The following is an 18,385-nucleotide window of genomic DNA, read 5'->3' on the forward strand; positions in this document are numbered from 1 at the left end:
GGCCTCACGCGCTGAGCGCGCCGGGCACCGGCTCGGAGCCGATCACCGCGGAGGTCGCCGCCCACAGCCGGCGGGCGAGGTCCTCGTCGTCGGCGGGCGGCCGCACCGGCTCGAAGCGCACCCGCTCGTCGCGGCGGCGCAGGCCCAGGCCCACCAGCAGGCGCGGGTCCACGTCCGGTGCCGTCGCGGCGTGCAGCTGCGGCAGGGCGCCGACGGCCGGGTCGCGCGCCAGCAGCAGGTGCAGCGCGGCGGAGACCGCGCGCTGCGCGCCGGTGGCGTCGCGGTCCAGCGCCGTCGTCGCCACGCCGGGGTGCGCGGCCAGGGAGCGCACCGGCGAGCCGGCCCGGCGCAGCCGGCGCTCCAGCTCCAGGGCGAAGAGCAGGTTGGCCGTCTTGGAGGCGACGTAGGCGCGCGCCGGGGACCAGCCGCGCGCCAGGGCGAGGTCGTCCGGGTCGAGCGCGCCGCGCAGGCGCCGGTACAGCCCCGAGGTGACGGTGACGACCCGCGGGTCGCGCCCGCGCTCGAGCAGCGGCAGCAGGTGCGCGGTCAGCTCGGCGTGGCCGACGTGGTTGGTCGCCAGGGTCAGCTCCACGCCCCGGGGGGTCAGCTCCCGGCGCGCGGCGCTGGTGCCGGCGTTGTTGAGCAGCACGTCGAGGCGCTCGTGGCGCTCGCGCACGGCGGCGGCGAAGGCGGCCACCGAGGCGGGGTCGGCGAGGTCCAGGCGGTGCACCTCGGCGCGCGCGGCGCCGGGGTGACCGGCGACGGCGGCGCGCGCCCGGGCGGTGTCGCGGGCGGTGAGCACCACGTGCGCGCCCGCGTCGAGCAGGCGCAGGGCGGACTCGCGGCCCAGGCCGCTGCTGGCGCCGGTGACCACGACGGTGCGCCCGCTCTGGTCGGGCACGTCGGCGGCGGTCCAGCGCACGGGAGCGGGCGGGGCGGGGGGCGGGACGGGACCGGGCACGGGGGCCTCCTCGGAGAGAGCGGATGGTGCATCCGGTCACGACCGTAGCACCGGAGCGGACGATCCATCCGTTCTCGCGGCGACCCGCGTACGCTGGAGCCCGTGAGCACCGGCACCCCGCTGCGGGCGGACGCCGCCCGCAACCGCGAGCGCGTCGTCGAGGTCGCCCGCCGCCACCTCCTCGAGCACGGGCTGCCGTTCCCCATGAACGCGCTCGCGCGCAGCGCCGGGGTGGGCGTGGGCACCGTCTACCGGCACTTCCCCACCCAGGAGGCGCTGCTGGAGGCCATCGCGCTGCCGGGCCTGCGCGCGCTGACGGGGGAGGTGCGCGCGGCCGCGGCGCTGGAGGAGCCGGCCGCGGCGCTGCGCGCGGTGCTGGCCGCCGCCCTGGCGCGCCTGCGCGCCGACGCCGGCCTGGCCGCCGTCCTGGCCGCCACCGGGTTCCCCGGCGCCGACCGCGCCGAGCTGGTGCGCGAGCTGCAGGCCGGCACCGAGGAGGTGCTCGAGCGCGCCCGGCGCGCCGGCGCCGTGCGCGCGGGCATCGGCGCCGACGACGTGCGCCGCCTGCTGTGCGGGGTCGACCACGCGGTGCGCAGCGGCGGCGACGACCGCACCGCGCCCTACCTCGACGTCCTCGTCGCCGGCCTGCGCGGCTGAGCGCGCCGCCGCGGCGGGGTGGGTCGGCCGGTCGGCCGGGGCGGGTCAGTCGAGGATCTCGCAGATGACCGTGCCGGTGGTGGTGGTGCCGCCCTGCTGCGCGGTCAGGCCGGTGATCGTGCCGGACTTGTGCGCGGTCAGCGGCTGCTCCATCTTCATCGCCTCGAGCACCGCGACGAGGTCGCCGGCCTGCACGCGGTCGCCCTCGGCGACCTCCACCTTCACGATCGTGCCCTGCATGGGCGCCACCAGCGCGTCCGGGTTCGCCGAGGAACCCGCCTGCGCCTTCGCCCCGCGCCGGCCGCGCCCGCCGCGGTGGGTGGTGCTGCGGTACGCGCGCGCCACCGCCGCCCCGGCGGCCACGCCGGCGCGCGAGATCTCGTGCCCGGCGCGGGAGAGCTGGGCGTTGAGCTGGTCCACCGGCAGCGAGACCTCCAGGCGCTTGCCGGCGACCTCCACCACGATCGTCTCGCGGTGCCCGGCGCCCTCGCCGGCCGCGTGCAGCTCACCGGCGCCCGGCAGCACCGAGGCGTCGAACTCCGTCTCGATCCAGCGCGTGTGCACCGCGAAACCCCGCGGGCCGCTCGCCGCGAACGCCGGGTCGGCCACCACCGCGCGGTGGAACGGCAGCACCGTGGGCACGCCCTCGACCTGGAACTCCGCCAGCGCGCGCGCCGCGCGCGCCAGCGCCTGCTCGCGGGTGGCGCCGGTGACGATCAGCTTGGCCAGCAGCGAGTCGAAGTCCTGGGAGACCTCCACCCCGCCGCTGACGGCCGCGGTGCGCGGGTCGATGCCGGTGTCCACGCGCACGCCCGGGCCGCTGGGCAGGGAGAAGCGGGTCAGCCGGCCCGGGCGCGGCAGGAAACCGGCCGCGGGGTCCTCGCCGTTGACGCGGAACTCGATGGAGTGCCCGCGGGTGGCGACCTCCTCGTAGCCCAGCGCCTCCCCGCGCGCGATGCGGAACTGCTCGACCACCAGGTCCAGGCCGCTGACCTCCTCGGTGACCGGGTGCTCGACCTGCAGGCGGGTGTTGACCTCCAGGAACGCCAGCGTGCCGTCGGCGGCGACGAGGAACTCCACCGTGCCGGCGCCGACGTAGCCGGCCTCGCGCACGATCGCCAGCGAGGCGCGGCGCAGCTCGGCGTCCTGCTCGGGGCTCAGGAACGGCGCGGGCGCCTCCTCCACCAGCTTCTGGTGCCGGCGCTGCAGCGAGCAGTCGCGGGTGGAGACGACCACCGCGCCGCCGTGGGCGTCGGCCAGCACCTGCGTCTCCACGTGCCGGGGGCGGTCCAGGTAGCGCTCCACGAAGCACTCCCCGCGCCCGAACGCGGCCTCCGCCTCGCGCACCGCCGAGGCGTACAGCTCGGCGACGTCCTCGCGCCGGCGCGCCACCTTCAGCCCGCGCCCGCCGCCGCCGAAGGCCGCCTTGATGGCGATGGGCAGGCCGTGCTCGTCGGCGAAGGCGAGGACCTCCTCCGCGCCGGAGACGGGGTCGGGGGTGCCGGCCACCAGGGGCGCGCCCGCGCGCGCGGCCAGGTGGCGGGCGGAGACCTTGTCGCCCAGCGCCTCGATGGCCGCGGGCGGCGGGCCCACCCACGTCAGCCCCGCGTCGATCACCGCCTGCGCGAACGCCGCGTTCTCCGAGAGGAACCCGTACCCGGGGTGCACCGCGTCCGCGCCGGCGCGCAGCGCGACCTCCACGAGCTTGCCCGCGTCGAGGTAGCTCTCGCGGGCCGTCGTGCCGCCCAGCGCGTACGCCTCGTCGGCCACGCGCACGTGCAGCGCGTCCCGGTCGCCCTCGGAGTACACCGCCACCGAGGCGACGCCCGCGTCGCGCGCGGCGCGCGCCACGCGCACCGCGATCTCGCCGCGGTTGGCGATGAGCACCTTGGTGACGGGGCCCGTCACCGCCAGGCCGCCCCGCGGGGTCGGCTCGGTGGCGGCGGGCTCGGGGGAGGTCATGCGGTGCGCTCCGGGGTTTCGGCGGCTGGGCGGGCGACGGCTGAGACTACTGCCCGCCCCCGGCGACACGCTCCCCGCGCTCGCGCGCCGCCGGGGTCCACAGCTGCGGCCAGGCCACGCCCGCCTCGCGCACCAGTTCGCGCAGCAGCGGCAGCGAGACGCCGACCACCGCGTGCGGGTCGCCCTCCACGCCGCGCACGAACGCCCCGCCCAGGCCGTCGAGGGTGAAGGCCCCGGCCACCGCCAGCGGCTCGCCGGTGGCGACGTAGGCGTCGACCTCCTCGTCGGTGACGTCGGCGAAGTGCACCGTCACCGAGGCCACCGAGCCCAGCGTGGCGCCCGAGCCGTCCTCGCGGGCGTCCACCAGCCAGTGCCCGGTGTGCAGCACCCCGCTGCGCCCGCGCATGGCGCGCCAGCGCTCGCGGGCCTGCGCGGCGTCGGCGGGCTTGCCGTGCACCTGCTTGAGGCCGTCGGGCCCGGTCAGCTCCAGCACGGAGTCGCAGCCGAGCACCAGCGCGTCCTCGGCGACCTCCTCGCGCCCGGCGACGTCCTCGGCCTTGGCGCGGGCCAGCACCAGGGCGACGTCCTCGCCGTCGGTGACGCCGTAGCGCTCGACGACCGCGGGCTCGTCGACGCCGGAGACGAGCACGGCCGGGTCCAGGCCGGCCGCGCGCAGGGTGGCGAGGCGGGCGGGGGAGGCGGAGGCGAGCAGCAGCGACGGCACGCCCCGCATCCTCGCACCCGCCCGCGCACCCCACCCCGGCCGCGGGCCCCCGGCGCAGCGAGGGCGGCGAGGACGGCGGGCGCTCAGCGCAGCAGGGCCTCGCGCAGCACGTCCAGGCCCACCGGCCCCAGGTCCAGGGCGCGGCGGTGGAAGGCGACGAGGTCGAAGGCGGCGCCCTCGCGCCGCCGCACCTGCTCGCGCACCGACTCCCACAGCCGCTGGCCGACCTTGTAGCTGGGCGCCTGACCGGGCCAGCCGAGGTAGCGGTCCAGCTCGAAGCGCAGGACGTCCTCGTGGTTGCGCGAGCAGCTCGTCAGGTACGCCCACGCGCCCTCGTACGTCCACGCCCCGCCGCCGACCTCGGCGGGCGCCTCGAAGCCGCAGTGCACGCCGACGTCGATGACCACGCGCGCCGCGCGCAGCAGCTGCGCGTCGAGCATGCCCAGCACCTCGCCCGGCGTGCGCAGCAGGCCCAGGTCCGCGGCCAGGCGCTCGGCGTACAGCGCCCAGCCCTCCCCGTGCCCGGAGACCCAGCAGCCCTGCCGGCGCCAGCGGTTCAGCAGCTCGCGGCGCACCGCGGTCTGCCCGATCTGCAGGTGGTGCCCGGGCACGCCCTCGTGGTGCACGGTGGTCGCCTCGCGCCACGTGGAGAAGCGCGTCTGCCCGGCCGGCACCGCCCACCACATCCGCCCCGGGCGGGAGAAGTCCTCGCTGGGGCCGGTGTAGTAGATGCCGCCGCCGGTGGTGGGCGCGATGCGGCACTCCAGCCGGCGCACCTGCTCGGGGATGTCGAAGTGGGTGCCGGCCAGCGCCGCGACGGTCTCGTCGGAGCGCTGCTGCATCCAGTCGCGGAACGCCTCCGCGCCGGTGAGGACGGTGGAGGCGTCGGCGTCCAGGGCGGCCACGGCGGCGTCCACGTCCGGCGAGCCGGTGATCCCCCGGGCGGTGGCGGCCATCTCCGCGCGCACCCGGGCGACCTCCTCCAGCCCCCACGCGTACGTCTCGGCCAGGTCCACGCGCGCGCCGAGGAACCAGCGCGAGGACAGCTCGTAGCGCTCGGCGCCCACGGCGTCGGCCGCCGGGGCCAGCGGCGCCAGCTCGGTGCGCAGGAAGCGCGCCAGCTCCCCGTAGGCCGCCGCGGCCGCGGCGGCGCCGCGGGTGACGTCGGCGGCCAGCGGGCCCGGCAGCGGCCGCCCGCCCGCGGCCGCACCGGCGGCGAAGGCGGCGAAGAACCCCTGCGCCGCGGCGTGGGAGTCGGCCTCGGCGGCGCACGCGGCGACCTGGCGCGCCGCGGCCACCCGCTCGGGCGCGGCCGCGGCGCGCAGGCTCTCGACGTACCCGCCCACCGCCGCGGGCACGGCCGCCAGGCGCCGGGCCACGTCGGCCCAGTCGTCCTCGTCCTCGGTGGGCACCAGGTCGAAGACCATGCGCAGGTCCTGCAGCGGGGAGGCGATGACGTTGAGGTCGCCGAGGTCCTCGCCGGCCGCGTGCAGCTCCAGCTCCAGGCCCAGGCGCTCGCGCAGCACCGCGGCCGTGACGCGGTCGACGTCGTCGACGGCCTCCGCGCGCTCCACCGCCGCCAGGGTCCGCCGGGCCAGGGCGGCCACCTCGGCCAGCCCGTCGGGGGAGCGGTCGCCCAGGCCGGGGGCGGGGTCGGGCACGCCCAGGGACAGCGCCAGCGCCGGCTGCAGCCGCAGCAGCGCGCTCAGGTGGTCCTCGGCGATCGCGTCCAGGGCGGTGGGCCGGCGCGGGGAGCTGCTCACCGCGCCGACCCTAGCGGCGGCCCCCGCCCCGGGCCCCGCGTCCGGCTGCTCAGGCGGTGGCGAGCGCCGCGGCGTCCGCGGCGGCGGCCAGCTGCGGCACGAGCCGGTCCATCTGCCACGGCAGGTTCAGCAGCGTGGTGGAGGTGGCGGCGATGAGGTCCTCGTCGGTCAGCCAGACCACCGCGCCGGCGGCCACGGCGGGCATGGTGGCGTAGACGGGGTCGGCGCGCAGCTCCTCCAGCGACAGCTCGCCGTAGCCGACGAGGACGTCGCAGTCGAGGTCGCGCGCCCGCTCCTTGGCGACCTCGACGTAGAACTGCTCCGAGGTGGCCGCCAGCGCGGCCACGCCGGGGGCGTCGACCAGGCCCAGGCCGTGCAGGGTGTCCACGCGCGAGTCGCCGGGCAGGTACACCGACAGCCCCGCGGCGGTGGCGTACACGTACGCGAAGGTCCTGCCGGCCAGCTGCGGGTTCGCCGCGGCGCGGGCGGCGAGGTCGGCCTCGGCCTCGTCGACGAGGCGCTGCGCCTCGTCCTCGCGGCCCACGGCCCGCCCGATCAGCAGCGCCTGGTCCTGCCACGTGGTCTGCCAGGGCTGGTCGGGGTAGGCGACGGTGGGCGCGATCGCGCTCAGCGTGGACCAGTCCTGCGCCGTCAGGCCGGAGTTGACGGCGAGCACGAGGTCCGGGTCGAGCGCGGCGACGGCCTCGAAGGGCACCTGCCCGGTCTCGCTGGCGCCGATCGCCGTGGTGGCCGCGGGGTCGTGGTGGCCGCGCCACCAAGGGTAGGCGCCCTCGGCGTCGCCGCCGTAGGTGGTCTCCGGGATGCCGACGGGCTGCAGGCCCAGCGCCCACAGCACGTCCTGCGAGCCCCAGCCCCAGGTGACGACGCGCTCGGCGGACTCCACGGTGGTCGTGCCCAGCGCGTGGCGCACCTGCACGGGGAAGGGGCCGTCCCCGCCGGCCGGCTGCGCGGGCGCGCCGCTCGCGGCGGGCGCGCCGCCCTCGGCGCCGCAGGCGGTGGCGGCGGCCAGCGCCGCCAGCGGGGCGCAGCGCAGCAGGGTCCGGCGGGTGGTGCTCGCGGGCACGGGGGGCTCCTGGGGGACGGCGGGTCAGGGCAGGCACACCTAAGCACAGGTGAGGCTGTCCTCACCAGGCCCGCCCCGGCCGGCGCGCGCGGGCGCGCCGCTACGGTGGCCGGCGTGGACCCCCGGGGCGAGCACGGACCCTTCAGCGACCTGCAGCGCCCCCCGCTGCGGGTGGGCGCGCTGCGCCGGGCGCTGGTGGGCCCCGGCGGCTGGGCGGCCCTGGACGTCGTCACCAGCACCGGCTCGACGAACGCGGACCTGCTCGAGCGCAACGCCCGCGGGGACGTCGCCGACGGCACCGTCCTGGTCGCCGAGCACCAGGTGGCCGGCCGCGGCCGGCTGGGCCGCACCTGGAGCGCGCCGCCGCGCGCGGGGCTGGCCGTCTCCGTGCTGGTGCGCCCGGCGGTCCCGCCGCCGCTGTGGTCGTGGCTGCCGCTGCTGACCGGCCTGGCCGTCGTCGACGCCGTGAGCGCCCTGGGCGTGGACGCGGGCCTGAAGTGGCCCAACGACGTGCTGGTGCGCGGGCCGGGCCGGGCCGGGAAGGTGTGCGGGGTGCTGGCCGAGGTGGGCGGGGACGCCGTCGTGCTCGGCGCCGGGCTCAACGTCTCGCAGGCCCCGGCCGAGCTGCCCCCGCCCGCCCCGCCGGGCGAGGGGGGCGAAGGGGGCGCCGCCCCGGTGCCGGCGACGTCGCTGGCGCTGGCCGGGGCGGGCAGCACCGACCGCGACACGGTGCTGCGCCGCTACCTGCGCGCGCTGCGCGAGAGGCTGGACGAGTGGGCGCGCGACCCGGCGGCCACGGCCGCCGCCTACCGGGCCGCGTGCCTGACCCTGGGCGCGCCGGTGCGCGCGCACCTGCCCGGCGGCGAGGTCCTCACCGGCACCGCCGAGGACGTCGACGGCACCGGCCGCCTCGTGCTCGTCGGCTCAGGCGGCGCCCGGACGGGGCTGGCCGCCGCGGACGTCGTCCACCTGCGCGGGCTCTGAGGCCGCCCGGGCCGCCGGCGCGCCCACCCGCGCCGCCGCCCCGCGCACCGGCTGGGCTGCGGGTCGGGCGGGGGCGTGCGGGTCCCAGCCCTCCTCGCGCAGCTCCTCGACGAAGACGAAGCGGCGGTAGGCCCACCAGCGGAAGACCGTCCCCAGCCCCACGCCGACGACCTTGGCCGACACGTTCGAGGCCAGCGGCCCGCGCAGCTCCAGCACGTAGTAGGTGAAGGCCAGGCACGCGGCGCTGATGAGCAGCCCGGCGCCGTTCATGAGCGCGAACATCAGCAGCTCGCGCGGCGCGGAGGCGCGCCTGCGGTGCCGGAACGTCCAGTAGCGGTTGCCCAGCCAGGCGACGACGACGCTGACGACGATCGCGGTGCCGTTGGCGGTCAGCGGCTTGTGGTGCAGCACGCCCTGCCCGCCCGGGCCGGCGAAGCTCAGCAGGTTGAAGACGCCGAAGTCGGTGACGAAGGCCACCGCGCCCACGACGCCGAACTTGGCGGCCTCGCGCGCCAGGACCTCGTAGGTCGCGCGCAGCCGGGCCACCGGGCCGGGCCGCGCGGCGGGTCCGGGGGTGGGTCCGGGGGTGGGCCCGGGGGTGGGCCGGGCAGCGCTGCGGCGGGTCGCGGGGGTCTGGTCGGCCACGGTGGGCGGGGCTCCGTTCGTCGCGTCGCCCGCCGCGCGGGCGGGGCTCGGTCGTACCGGTCCGCAGTGTGACGGACGCGGCTGTGGAGCCCGCGCGCGGCGCGCGGCGCGCTCAGCGCTCCGCGCGGCTGCGGCCCTTCGACGGGTCCAGGTGGTCCTCCATCTTCACGGCACCCAGGATGCCGACGACGACGAGCGCCACGCAGGCGATGACGGTGAGCACTGGACTTCCCCCTCCGTGGGATGCTCCGCGGGTCCGCGGAGCGCGGACCCAGGATGGAGCACCGGTCGGCGCCGGGCATCCCGGGACGAGCGTGGACCACGCGGGGCCCGGCGCTCGCCTCCCCGTCGGCCGACACGCCGGGGACCTGAGCGGCGGGCCGTCGCCTAGGCTCGCGCCCGTGACGAGCGCCCCCTCCGCCGCCGCCCCCGCACCCGCGCCCGCGCGCCCGGACCCCGCGCCGTACGCGCGCCCCGGCGGCTTCCCCGTCGTCGGCGTCGTCGGCGGCGGGCAGCTGGCCCGCATGATGCAGCCGGCCGCGGTGGCGCTGGGCCTGCGGCTGCGGGTGCTCGCCGAGGGGCCCGACGTCAGCGCCGCGCAGGTCGTCACGCCCGCGCCGGTGGGGGCCGCCGACGACGTGGAGGCCCTGCGCGCCTTCGCCGCCGGGTGCGACGCGGTCACCTTCGACCACGAGCACGTGCCCGCCGAGGGGGTGCGCGCCATGGCCGAGCTGACGAGCGTGCAGCCGGGCGCCGACGCCCTGCTGCACGCCCAGGACAAGGTCGTCATGCGCGAGCGGCTGACCGAGCTGGGCCTGCCGTGCCCGCGCTGGGCGAAGGTGGGCGGGCGCGCCGACGTGGAGGCCTTCGCCGCCGGCGCCGGCTGGCCGGTGGTGCTGAAGACCCCCCGCGGCGGCTACGACGGCAAGGGCGTGCTCGTCCTGGACGGGCCCGACGACGCCGGCTGGGCCACCGCCGACGCCTGGTTCGCCGCCTGGGCGCAGCGCGGCCCGCTGCTGGCCGAGGAGCACGTGCCCTTCGTCCGCGAGCTGGCCGCCCTCGTCGCGCGCAGCTCCTCCGGGCAGGCGGCGGCCTGGCCGGTGGTGGAGACCGTCCAGCGCCGCGGGGTGTGCCACGAGGTCACCGCGCCCGCCCCCGGCCTGGACCCGGACCTGGCCGCGCACCTGACGGACGTGGCGCTGCGCGTGGCCGGCGGCCTGGGCGTGACCGGCGTGCTGGCCGTGGAGGTCTTCGAGGTCGAGCGCGAGGTCGACGGGCGGCCCCACCGCGAGGTGCTCGTCAACGAGCTGGCCATGCGCCCGCACAACTCCGGGCACTGGAGCATCGACGGCTCGGTGACCAGCCAGTTCGAGCAGCACCTGCGCGCCGTGCTGGACCTGCCGCTGGGCGACACCTCCGCGCGGGCGCCGTGGACGGTCATGGTCAACGTCCTCGGTCCCGAGCGGACCGAGGAGCGCCACGCGGACCTGTTCCGCTCCTACCTGCACGTCATGGCCCACGACCCGGGCGTGAAGGTGCACCTGTACGGCAAGGAGCAGCGGCCCGGGCGCAAGCTGGGCCACGTGACCGCCTACGGCGACGACCTGGAGTTCGTCCGCGCGCGCGCCCGCCACGCCGCGGCCTTCATCGCGGGGGAGATCGACGAGTGAGCGCGCAGGAGCAGCCGGCCCGGGTGGGCCTGGTCATGGGGTCCGACTCCGACTGGCCCGTCATGGAGGACGCGGCGAAGGCGCTGGAGGAGTTCGGCGTGCCGTACGAGGCCGACGTCGTCTCCGCCCACCGCATGCCGCACGACATGGTCTCCTGGGGCGCCTCCGCCGCGCAGCGCGGCCTGCAGGTGGTGATCGCCGGCGCCGGCGGCGCCGCGCACCTGCCGGGGATGCTCGCCAGCGTCACCCCGCTGCCCGTGGTCGGCGTGCCCGTGCCGCTGCGGCACCTGGACGGGGTGGACTCGCTGCTGTCGATCCTGCAGATGCCCTCCGGCGTGCCGGTGGCCACCGTCTCCATCGGCGGCGCGCGCAACGCCGGCCTGCTGGCCGTGCGCATCCTCGCCGCCACCGACGAGGCGCTGCGCGAGCGCGTCGTGGAGTTCCAGGAGGCGCTTCGGCGCAGCGCCGTCGACAAGGGCTCGACGCTGCGCGCCCGCGCGCGGCGCACCGGCACCGGTTTCGGCGCCTGAACCGGTGAGCCCCGCCGTGCGCACCGCCTCGCACCGCGTGGACGGCCACGACGTGCACGAGCACGTCCTGACCGTCGCCCTGGACCGCACCGGCGCCGAAGCCGGCGAGGTCGAGGTGTTCGCCCGCGAGTACGTGCGCGACGGCCTCGAGCGCGCCCCGCGGCTGGTGTTCCTGCAGGGCGGCCCGGGCAACCCCGCCCCGCGCCCGGAGGTCGTCGGCGGCTGGCTGGACCGGGCGCTGGAGGAGTTCCGCGTCGTGCTGCTGGACCAGCGCGGCACGGGGCGCTCCACGCCGCTGGACGGGCAGTCCCTGGGCGAGGTCGGCGACGCCGCCGCGCAGGCGCGGTACCTGGCGCACTTCCGCGCCGACGGCATCGTCGCCGACGCCGAGGCGCTGCGCCGCGCACTGCAGGGCGAGGAGCCCTGGTGGGTGCTGGGGCAGAGCTACGGCGGTTTCGCCGCCACCACCTACCTCTCGCAGGCGCCGCACGGGCTGGCCGGGGTGCTCATCACGGCGGGGCTGCCGGGGTTGCGCAGCAGCGCCGACGACGTCTACCGCGCCACGTACGCGCGGACGGCGCTGCGCAACGCGGAGTTCTTCGCCCGTTACCCGCGCGACGAGGACGTCGCGCGCGCCGTCGCGGCGCACCTGGACGGCGAGGAGGAGCTCCTGCCCACGGGCGAGCGCCTGAGCTCGCGCCGGTTCCGCACCCTGGGGATCGCGCTGGGGCAGACCTCCGGGTTCGACGCGCTGCACTTCGCGCTGGAGGACCCGTTCACCACCGTGCGCGGCGCGCGCCGGCTGCGGCAGCGGTTCCTCGTGGAGGCCGGCCGGCGGCTGTCCTTCGCGGCGCACCCGCTGTACGCGGTGCTGCACGAGAGCATCTACGCGCAGGGCCCGCTCACCGGCGGTGCGACGCGCTGGTCCGCGCACCGGGTGCGCGAGGAGTTCGAGGAGTTCTCCCCGGAACCCCCGGCGGGCGCGCCGTTCCGCTTCACCGCCGAGCACGTCTACCCCTGGCAGTTCGAGGAGGACCCCGCGCTGGTGCCGCTGCGCGGCACGGCGGAACTGCTCGCGGCGCGGGAGGACTTCGCGCCCCTGCACGACCCGGACGTGCTCGCGCGCAGCACCGTCCCGGTGGCCGCGGCCGTCTACCTCGACGACCTGTTCGTGCCTGCCGAGCTGAGCCGGCGCACCGCCGCGGCCGTGCGCGGGGCGAGGACGTTCGTCACCAACGAGTACCACCACGACGCGTTGCGCCTGGACGGCCGTCGCCTGCTGGGCGTCCTGCTGGACCTCGTGCGGCGCTGAGGGAGCGGGATCCCGCGAGCGATCTGCTCAGCGCGCCGCCTTGTCTGTGTGCACTCTGAGCACCACACTCTGCGACATCGTTGCGCCGAACGGGCGAGTTCGTCCGTCGGTCCCCCCAGGCAGGAGTCCCACGTGCGCAAGATCGTCCTCTCGTCCGCGCTGAGCGCCACGCTCGTCGCCGCGACACTGGCCGCCACGCAGACCGCGTCCTCGGCCGACCCCACCGCCACCACCTCCCCGGCCGTCGAGCGCGGTTCCCGCGCGGTCACCACCGACGGCGAGTACGTCGTCGTCTACGAACCCGGCGCCACCGACGCCGCCGCCCGGGCCGCCATCACCGAGGCCGGCGGCACCGTGGTCTCCAGCAACGAGTCCGTCGGCTACGCCTTCGTGCGCTCCGCCTCCCGGGAGTTCGCCGCCCGCGCCGCCGAGGCGCCGGTCCTGCTCGGCGCGGCCGCCAACCGCCGCATCGGCGCCTCGCCCGAGGGGACCGAGCGCGCCGACGACGCCGTCGAGCGCCTCACCGCCACCGTCGCGGACGGCGACGCCGTGCTGAAGGCCTCGCGCGCCCGGGGCCCCAAGGCCCCCGCCGCCGAACCCCTGGCCGACCTGCAGTGGGACATGGCCGCCATCGGCGCCACCCCCGAGGGTTCGTACCGCCTGCAGCCGGGCAGCGACCGCGTCACCGTCGGGGTCATCGACACCGGCGTCGACGGTTCCCACCCGGACATCGCGCCGAACTTCGACGCCGCCGGCAGCCGCAACTTCGTCACCGACCTGCCCGAGATCGACGGCCCCTGCGAGGTCGCCACCTGCGTCGACCCCGCCGACGTCGACGAGGGCGGCCACGGCACCCACGTCGCCGGCACCATCGCCGCGGCCGCCAACGGCCTGGGCATCGCCGGTGTCGCCCCCGGGGTGAACCTCGTGAACCTGCGCGCCGGGCAGGACTCCGGGTACTTCTTCCTGCAGCCCACCCTCGACGCGCTCACCTTCGCCGCCGACTCCGGCGTCGACGTCGTGAACATGAGCTTCTACGTCGACCCGTGGCTGTTCAACTGCGAGGCGAACCCCGCCGACTCGCCCGCCGAGCAGGCCGAGCAGCGCGTGACCATCACCGCCGTGCAGCGCGCCATCGACTACGCGCGCGACCACGGCGTGCTGCCCGTGGGTGCGGCGGGCAACGCCGCCACCGACCTCGGCGCCCCCGGCGTGGACGCCACCAGCCCGAACTACCGGATCGACGAGACGGGCGAGCAGTCCCCGGTGCGCGAGCGCACCGTCGACAACTCCACCTGCCTGAGCGTGCCCGCCGAGAGCAGCGGCGTCGTGACCGTCACCTCCACCGGCCCCTCCGGGCGCAAGGCGTACTACTCGAACTACGGCACCGAGCAGGCCGACGTGGCCGCCCCCGGCGGCGACGCGTACGACACCCCGAACGACCGCGTGGACGTCACCCGCCAGGTGCTGTCCACCTACCCGCAGGGCGTGCTCGCCGCCGAGGGCCTGATCGACGCGGCCGGCGAGCCGACCACCGCGTCCGTGGTGCGCGAGGTCGCCGCCGACGGCACCAGCGCCTACTACCGCTACCTGCAGGGCACCTCGATGGCCGCCCCGCACGCCGCCGGCGTGGCCGCCCTGGTCGTCAGCCAGTACGGCCGGCGCGACCCCGCCCACCCGGGCACCCTGACGCTGGATCCCTCGCTCACCGAGGCCCTGCTGCTCGGCACCGCCGAGGACGTCCCCTGCCCGACCCCGGCGGAGTTCACCTACCGCCGCGTCACCGCCAACGGCCCGGTGACCACCACCGCCACCTGCGCCGGCCCGGCCGACGTCAACGGCTTCTACGGCCAGGGCACGGTCGACGCCGTGGCCGCCGTCAGCGCCCTGCAGCGCTGATCCGCCCGCAACGCTGATCGGCCCGCAGCGCTGATCCGCCCCACCCGGACGACGACGCCCCGCCGGCACCGCCGGCGGGGCGTCGTCGTCCTCCTCTCCCGGCGCGGTCCTGCCGTCGTGCCCGCGCCGCCTCGCCGGGTCGCGCGCGGCGACCTACCGTCGGAGGCATGAGACGCCGCACCGGCGCGTTCGTCGCCGCCACCGCCTGCCTCCTCCTCACCGCCCCCACCGCCGCTGCCGCCGCCGACGGCTGGGGCCCGGGTCCCGACCGCTGGGGCCAGGGCTCCGACCGCTGGGGCCAGGGCTCCGACCGCTGGGGCCAGGGCCGCGACTGGCGCGGCCCCGGCGGCTGGGGCCAGGCGCCCGCCGCCTTCCCCGAGACCGTCCCGCTGCCCACCGGTTCCCTGCCCGAGGGCATCGCCGACGGGCCCGGCACCACCTTCTACGCCGGCTCGCGCGCCGACGGCAGCGTCGTGCGCGGCGACCTGCGCACCGGCGAGAGCGAGCCGTTCGTGCCCGGCGTGGCCGGGCGCATCGCCGTGGGCATGGCCTACGACGAGCGCACCGACCGGCTGTGGGTGGCCGGCGGCACCACCGGCGCCGTCACCGCCTACGACGGCACCACCGGCGCCGAGCTCGGCCGCTGGGTGGTGCCCGGCAGCGGGTTCCTCAACGACGTGGCGATCACCGACGACGCCGTGCACGTCACCGACTCCGCCGTCGCGCAGCTCGTCGTCGTGCCGCTGGGCGAGGACGGGGCCCTGCCCGGCCCCGACGGCGCGCGCACCGTGCCGATCACGGGCGACTTCGCCTACGGGGAGGGCTTCAACGCCAACGGGGTGCGCGACCTGGGCGACGGCACCCTGGTCGTCACCCAGAGCAGCACCGGCGACCTGTTCCGCCTCGACCCGGCCACCGGCGCCACCGACCGCATCGAGCTGACCGGCCGGGACCTCACCGCCGGCGACGGCCTGGTGCTGCGCGGGCGCACCCTGTACGTCGTGCGGGGCTTCGACCCGGCGGACTCCGTGGCCGTGGTGCGCCTGGCCCCCGACGCGCGCAGCGGCGCGGTCGTCGGCGAGCTGACCGACGAGGACCTCGACGTGCCCACCACCGGCATCCTCAGCGCGGGCGCCCTGTGGCTGGTCAACGGCCGCTTCACCAACCCCGACCCGGCCACGGCCGACTACCAGGTGGTGCGGGTGGACCTGCCCCGCCACCGCTGACGGCGGCTGACGGCGGCGCCGCGTCCCGGCCGGTCCCGCACCGGCCGGGGCGCGGCCCGTCCGGTGCGCGCCCGCTACGCACCGGTGAGACCGCGCAGCACCGCGGTGTCGTCGGCCCGCAGGGCCGCGAACACCGCCAGGGCGCGCTCGGTGTCCCACTTCACCGCCACGCCCGAGGAGGTGCGGTAGGCCGCGTCGGCCACCGGCACCGTCGTGGACACCCCGTCGGCGCCGGTGGCCGAGCGCATCCCGCGCGCGAAGGTCACCAGCGCCGGCAGCGAGGCGCCCTCGTCCACGGTCAGGGCCCCGCCGCCGGCCGAGGCCAGCGCGAACGCGCGGAACGGGTTCAGCAGCGTGCCCGGGCCGGCGGCGCGGTCGGCGATCGCGGCCAGCAGCTGGCGCTGGCGGTCCGCGCGGCCCAGGTCGCCGCGCACGTCGGAGTAGCGGTAGCGGGCGAAGCCCAGCGCGGTGGCGCCGTCCACCTGCTGGCAGCCGGCCGGGATGTCCAGGCCCGCGCGCACGTCCTGCACCGGCTCCGGCGGGCACACCTGCACCCCGCCGACGGCGTCGACGACGCGCGCGAAGCCGGCGAAGCCGGTCTCGACGTAGTGGTCCACGCGCAGCCCGGAGACCTGCTCGAGGGTCTGCACGAGCAGCGGCGCCCCGCCCAGCGCGAAGGCGGCGTTGACCTTGCCCGAGCCGTGGCCGGGGATGGGCACGTAGGAGTCGCGCGGGACGCTGATGAGCGCGGCGGGCCCGGAGCGCGGCACGTGCAGCAGCATGATCGTGTCCGTGCGCTGCCCGAGGCCGTCGGTGCCGCCGGCGGAGTACTCCCGCAGCTCCTCCTCGCTCATGCCCTCGCGCGAGTCGCTGCCCACGACCAGGTACGTCGTGCCCGGGGTGTCCGCCGGGCGCTCGCCGGCCGGCTCGACCGCCACGTGCCGCACCGCCGAGACGCCCCGCCAGCCCAGCGCCACCGGGTAGGCCACGGCCAGCGCCGCCACCACCAGCAGCACCAGCAGGGTGCGCCGGCGCCGCTGCGCCGCGCTGGGCCGCCGCCGCGGGCGGCCCCCGGGGGAGGCGGGCCCGCCGGGCCCGCCCGGGGCGGGGGGTGCGGGTGCGCGGCGGGCCGGCTCGCGGGGCGGTGCCGGCCGGCCGGGGCCGCCCTCGGCGGGGCGGCGCAGCTCGGCCAGCCGCTGCTCGCGGCCGGGGGTCTGCGCGGCGGCGCGCTCGGGCCGGCGGCGCACGGGCCGTCCGTAGGTGGTGGCGGTGTAACCGGCGCGCTCGGCGCCCGCGGGCGCCGCGGCCTCCCCGCGCGCACCGCCCGCCGGCAGCGCGCGGGTGCCGCCGTCGAAGGGCTCCTCGTCGGAGCGGCGCACCGCGGTGGGCCGTCCCGGCGACCGGCGCCGCGGCGGCTGCGCCGGGTCGGGGGTGGGGGGCGGCTGGACGGGCACGCGACCACAGTAGGGCTGCGGCCCGCCGCCCGGGGTCGACGCGGCCGCAGCGCGCGGCGTCCTCGCCGGTGCGCCGGAGAACCCGCGCACTTCCCCCACACGCGCGCGGGCCCACCCGCGCCGGGGCGCGGGCGGGCCCGGGGCGGGCGCGGGCGTCAGGCGCGCGGGCGGCCCAGCGCGCGGTACGTCCAGCCCGCGGCGCGCCACTTCGCCGGGTCCAGGGCGTTGCGCCCGTCCAGGACGCGCTTCTCGCGCACCAGGCCGTTGAGGGTGGACGGCTCCAGCTCGCGGTACTGCTTCCACTCCGTCAGCAGCAGCACGACGTGCGCACCGGCCACGGCCTCCTGCACGGTCTCCGCGTAGGAGATGTCCGGGAACGCCTTGCGGGCGTTGTCCAGCGCGGCCGGGTCGGTCAGGACCACGTCACCGCCCTGCAGGCGGATCTGCGCGGCCACGTTCAGCGCGGGGGAGTCGCGGATGTCGTCGGAGTCGGGCTTGAACGCCGCGCCCAGCACCGCCACGCGCTTGCCGATGAGCGAGCCGTCGCACACCTCGCGGGCCAGGTCGACCATGCGGATGCGCCGGCGCATGTTGATGGAGTCGACCTCGCGCAGGAACGTCAGCGTCTGGTCCGCGCCCAGCTCGCCGGCGCGGGCCATGAAGGCGCGGATGTCCTTGGGCAGGCACCCGCCGCCGAAGCCCAGGCCGGCGTTGAGGAACTTGCGCCCGATGCGGTCGTCGTGGCCGATGGCGTCGGCCAGCTGCGTGATGTCCGCGTTGACCTTCTCGCACAGCTCGGCCATCGCGTTGATGAAGGAGATCTTCGTGGCCAGGAAGGAGTTGGCCGCGACCTTGACCAGCTCGGCGGTCTGGTAGTCGGTGGCGATCACGGGGGTCCCGCGCTTCAGCGGGGTGGCGTAGACCTCGTCCAGCAGCGCCTTCGCCGCGCGGCCCTCCGCGGACTCCGCGCCCCCGGGCACGCCGTAGACCAGGCGGTCCGGGTGCAGGGTGTCGTCCACGGCGTGGCCCTCGCGCAGGAACTCCGGGTTCCACGCCAGCGCCGCGCCCGGGGCCAGCTCGGCCACCTTCGCCGCCAGCCGCGCCGCGGTGCCCACCGGCACGGTGGACTTGCCGACCACCAGCTCCCCGGCGCCCACGTGCGGCAGCAGCGCGTCCACCGCGGCGTCCACGTAGCGCATGTCCGCGGCGAACTCGCCGCGCTTCTGCGGGGTGCCCACGCACACGAAGTGCACGGCCGAGCCGGCCGCCTCGGCCACGTCGGTGGTGAAGCGCAGCCGCCCCGTGGCCATGGCGCTGGCCAGCAGCTCCGGCAGGCCCGGCTCGAAGAACGGTGCGCGCGCCTCGCGCAGCGCTTCGATCTTCTCGGCGTCCACGTCGACGCCGACCACCTCGTGGCCCAGCTCCGCCATGCACGCGGCGTGCACGGCGCCCAGGTACCCGCACCCGATGACAGTCATGCGCATGCGCGCACAGTAGTGCTCCGCGAGCGCCCC

At 77.8% G+C, this 18,385-nt stretch carries 15 protein-coding genes; 7 read left to right on the forward strand and 8 right to left on the reverse strand.

Annotation, left to right across the window (positions count from 1 at the left end; all coding sequences use genetic code 11):
• Positions 1-4: 4 nt before the first annotated feature.
• On the reverse strand, positions 5-961 hold the full coding sequence (locus tag ACRYMN_RS12190; RefSeq protein ID WP_432495371.1) for an SDR family NAD(P)-dependent oxidoreductase: 957 nt from the start codon (positions 959-961) through the stop codon (positions 5-7).
• Positions 962-1,063: 102 nt separating this feature from the next.
• Here ACRYMN_RS12190 and ACRYMN_RS12195 point away from each other — a divergent pair, with 102 nt between their 5' ends.
• Positions 1,064-1,618, forward strand: a complete 555-nt coding sequence (locus tag ACRYMN_RS12195; RefSeq protein ID WP_432495373.1) for a TetR/AcrR family transcriptional regulator — start codon at positions 1,064-1,066, stop codon at positions 1,616-1,618.
• A gap of 45 nt (positions 1,619-1,663) precedes the next feature.
• On the opposite strand, the gene ACRYMN_RS12200 is transcribed toward ACRYMN_RS12195, so the two are convergent.
• From ACRYMN_RS12200 to ACRYMN_RS12215, 4 genes are all read right to left on the reverse strand, one after another.
• Positions 1,664-3,580, reverse strand: a complete 1,917-nt coding sequence (locus tag ACRYMN_RS12200; protein ID WP_432495375.1) for an ATP-binding protein — start codon at positions 3,578-3,580, stop codon at positions 1,664-1,666.
• Between the two features lie 46 nt (positions 3,581-3,626).
• Positions 3,627-4,313 carry a Maf family protein gene (locus ACRYMN_RS12205; RefSeq protein WP_432495377.1) on the reverse strand — a complete coding sequence of 229 codons (687 nt, stop codon included), beginning with the start codon at positions 4,311-4,313 and terminating at the stop codon, positions 3,627-3,629.
• Positions 4,314-4,387: 74 nt separating this feature from the next.
• Positions 4,388-6,067 carry a DUF885 domain-containing protein gene (locus ACRYMN_RS12210; protein WP_432495379.1) on the reverse strand — a complete coding sequence of 560 codons (1,680 nt, stop codon included), beginning with the start codon at positions 6,065-6,067 and terminating at the stop codon, positions 4,388-4,390.
• 49 nt (positions 6,068-6,116) lie between these two features.
• The gene (locus tag ACRYMN_RS12215; protein ID WP_432495381.1) at positions 6,117-7,151 is read right to left on the reverse strand and encodes an ABC transporter substrate-binding protein; all 1,035 of its coding nucleotides are present in this window, start codon (positions 7,149-7,151) and stop codon (positions 6,117-6,119) included.
• Positions 7,152-7,265: 114 nt separating this feature from the next.
• On the opposite strand from ACRYMN_RS12215, the gene ACRYMN_RS12220 reads away from it, so the two are divergent.
• Positions 7,266-8,135, forward strand: coding sequence for a biotin--[acetyl-CoA-carboxylase] ligase (locus ACRYMN_RS12220; RefSeq protein WP_432495383.1), 870 nt, complete (start codon positions 7,266-7,268; stop codon positions 8,133-8,135).
• Here ACRYMN_RS12220 and ACRYMN_RS12225 read toward each other — a convergent pair.
• Entirely contained in the window at positions 8,076-8,780 is a 705-nt protein-coding gene (locus tag ACRYMN_RS12225) for a GtrA family protein (protein WP_432495385.1), read from the reverse strand. The genes ACRYMN_RS12220 and ACRYMN_RS12225 overlap by 60 nt on opposite strands.
• 401 nt (positions 8,781-9,181) lie before the next feature.
• Between ACRYMN_RS12225 and ACRYMN_RS12230 the strand changes: the two genes are divergently transcribed.
• The 5 genes from ACRYMN_RS12230 to ACRYMN_RS12250 all read left to right on the forward strand — a co-directional run bounded on the left by ACRYMN_RS12230 (position 9,182) and on the right by ACRYMN_RS12250 (position 15,417).
• Positions 9,182-10,450 (forward strand): 5-(carboxyamino)imidazole ribonucleotide synthase, encoded by a 1,269-nt coding sequence (locus ACRYMN_RS12230; protein WP_432495387.1) that lies wholly within the window; start codon positions 9,182-9,184, stop codon positions 10,448-10,450.
• On the forward strand, positions 10,447-10,980 hold the full coding sequence (gene purE, locus ACRYMN_RS12235) for a 5-(carboxyamino)imidazole ribonucleotide mutase (protein WP_432495389.1): 534 nt from the start codon (positions 10,447-10,449) through the stop codon (positions 10,978-10,980). The genes ACRYMN_RS12230 and purE overlap by 4 nt, the downstream gene beginning before the upstream one ends.
• A gap of 4 nt (positions 10,981-10,984) precedes the next feature.
• Positions 10,985-12,292, forward strand: coding sequence for an alpha/beta fold hydrolase (locus ACRYMN_RS12240; protein ID WP_432495391.1), 1,308 nt, complete (start codon positions 10,985-10,987; stop codon positions 12,290-12,292).
• A gap of 132 nt (positions 12,293-12,424) precedes the next feature.
• A complete protein-coding gene (locus ACRYMN_RS12245) occupies positions 12,425-14,191 on the forward strand; it encodes a S8 family serine peptidase (RefSeq protein WP_432495393.1) in 1,767 nt (588 codons plus the stop codon).
• 167 nt (positions 14,192-14,358) lie between these two features.
• Positions 14,359-15,417, forward strand: a complete 1,059-nt coding sequence (locus ACRYMN_RS12250) for an NHL repeat-containing protein (RefSeq protein ID WP_432495395.1) — start codon at positions 14,359-14,361, stop codon at positions 15,415-15,417.
• Between the two features lie 74 nt (positions 15,418-15,491).
• Here ACRYMN_RS12250 and ACRYMN_RS12255 read toward each other — a convergent pair whose 3' ends face one another.
• Together ACRYMN_RS12255 and ACRYMN_RS12260 are read right to left on the reverse strand one after the other, a co-directional pair.
• A complete protein-coding gene (locus tag ACRYMN_RS12255; RefSeq protein ID WP_432495397.1) occupies positions 15,492-16,871 on the reverse strand; it encodes an LCP family protein in 1,380 nt (459 codons plus the stop codon).
• A gap of 155 nt (positions 16,872-17,026) precedes the next feature.
• The gene (locus ACRYMN_RS12260) at positions 17,027-18,355 is read right to left on the reverse strand and encodes a UDP-glucose dehydrogenase family protein (RefSeq protein WP_432495399.1); all 1,329 of its coding nucleotides are present in this window, start codon (positions 18,353-18,355) and stop codon (positions 17,027-17,029) included.
• Positions 18,356-18,385: the final 30 nt, after the last annotated feature.

The organism is Kineococcus gypseus, assembly GCF_050871305.1.
Classification (GTDB): Bacteria; Actinomycetota; Actinomycetes; order Actinomycetales; family Kineococcaceae; genus Kineococcus; species Kineococcus gypseus.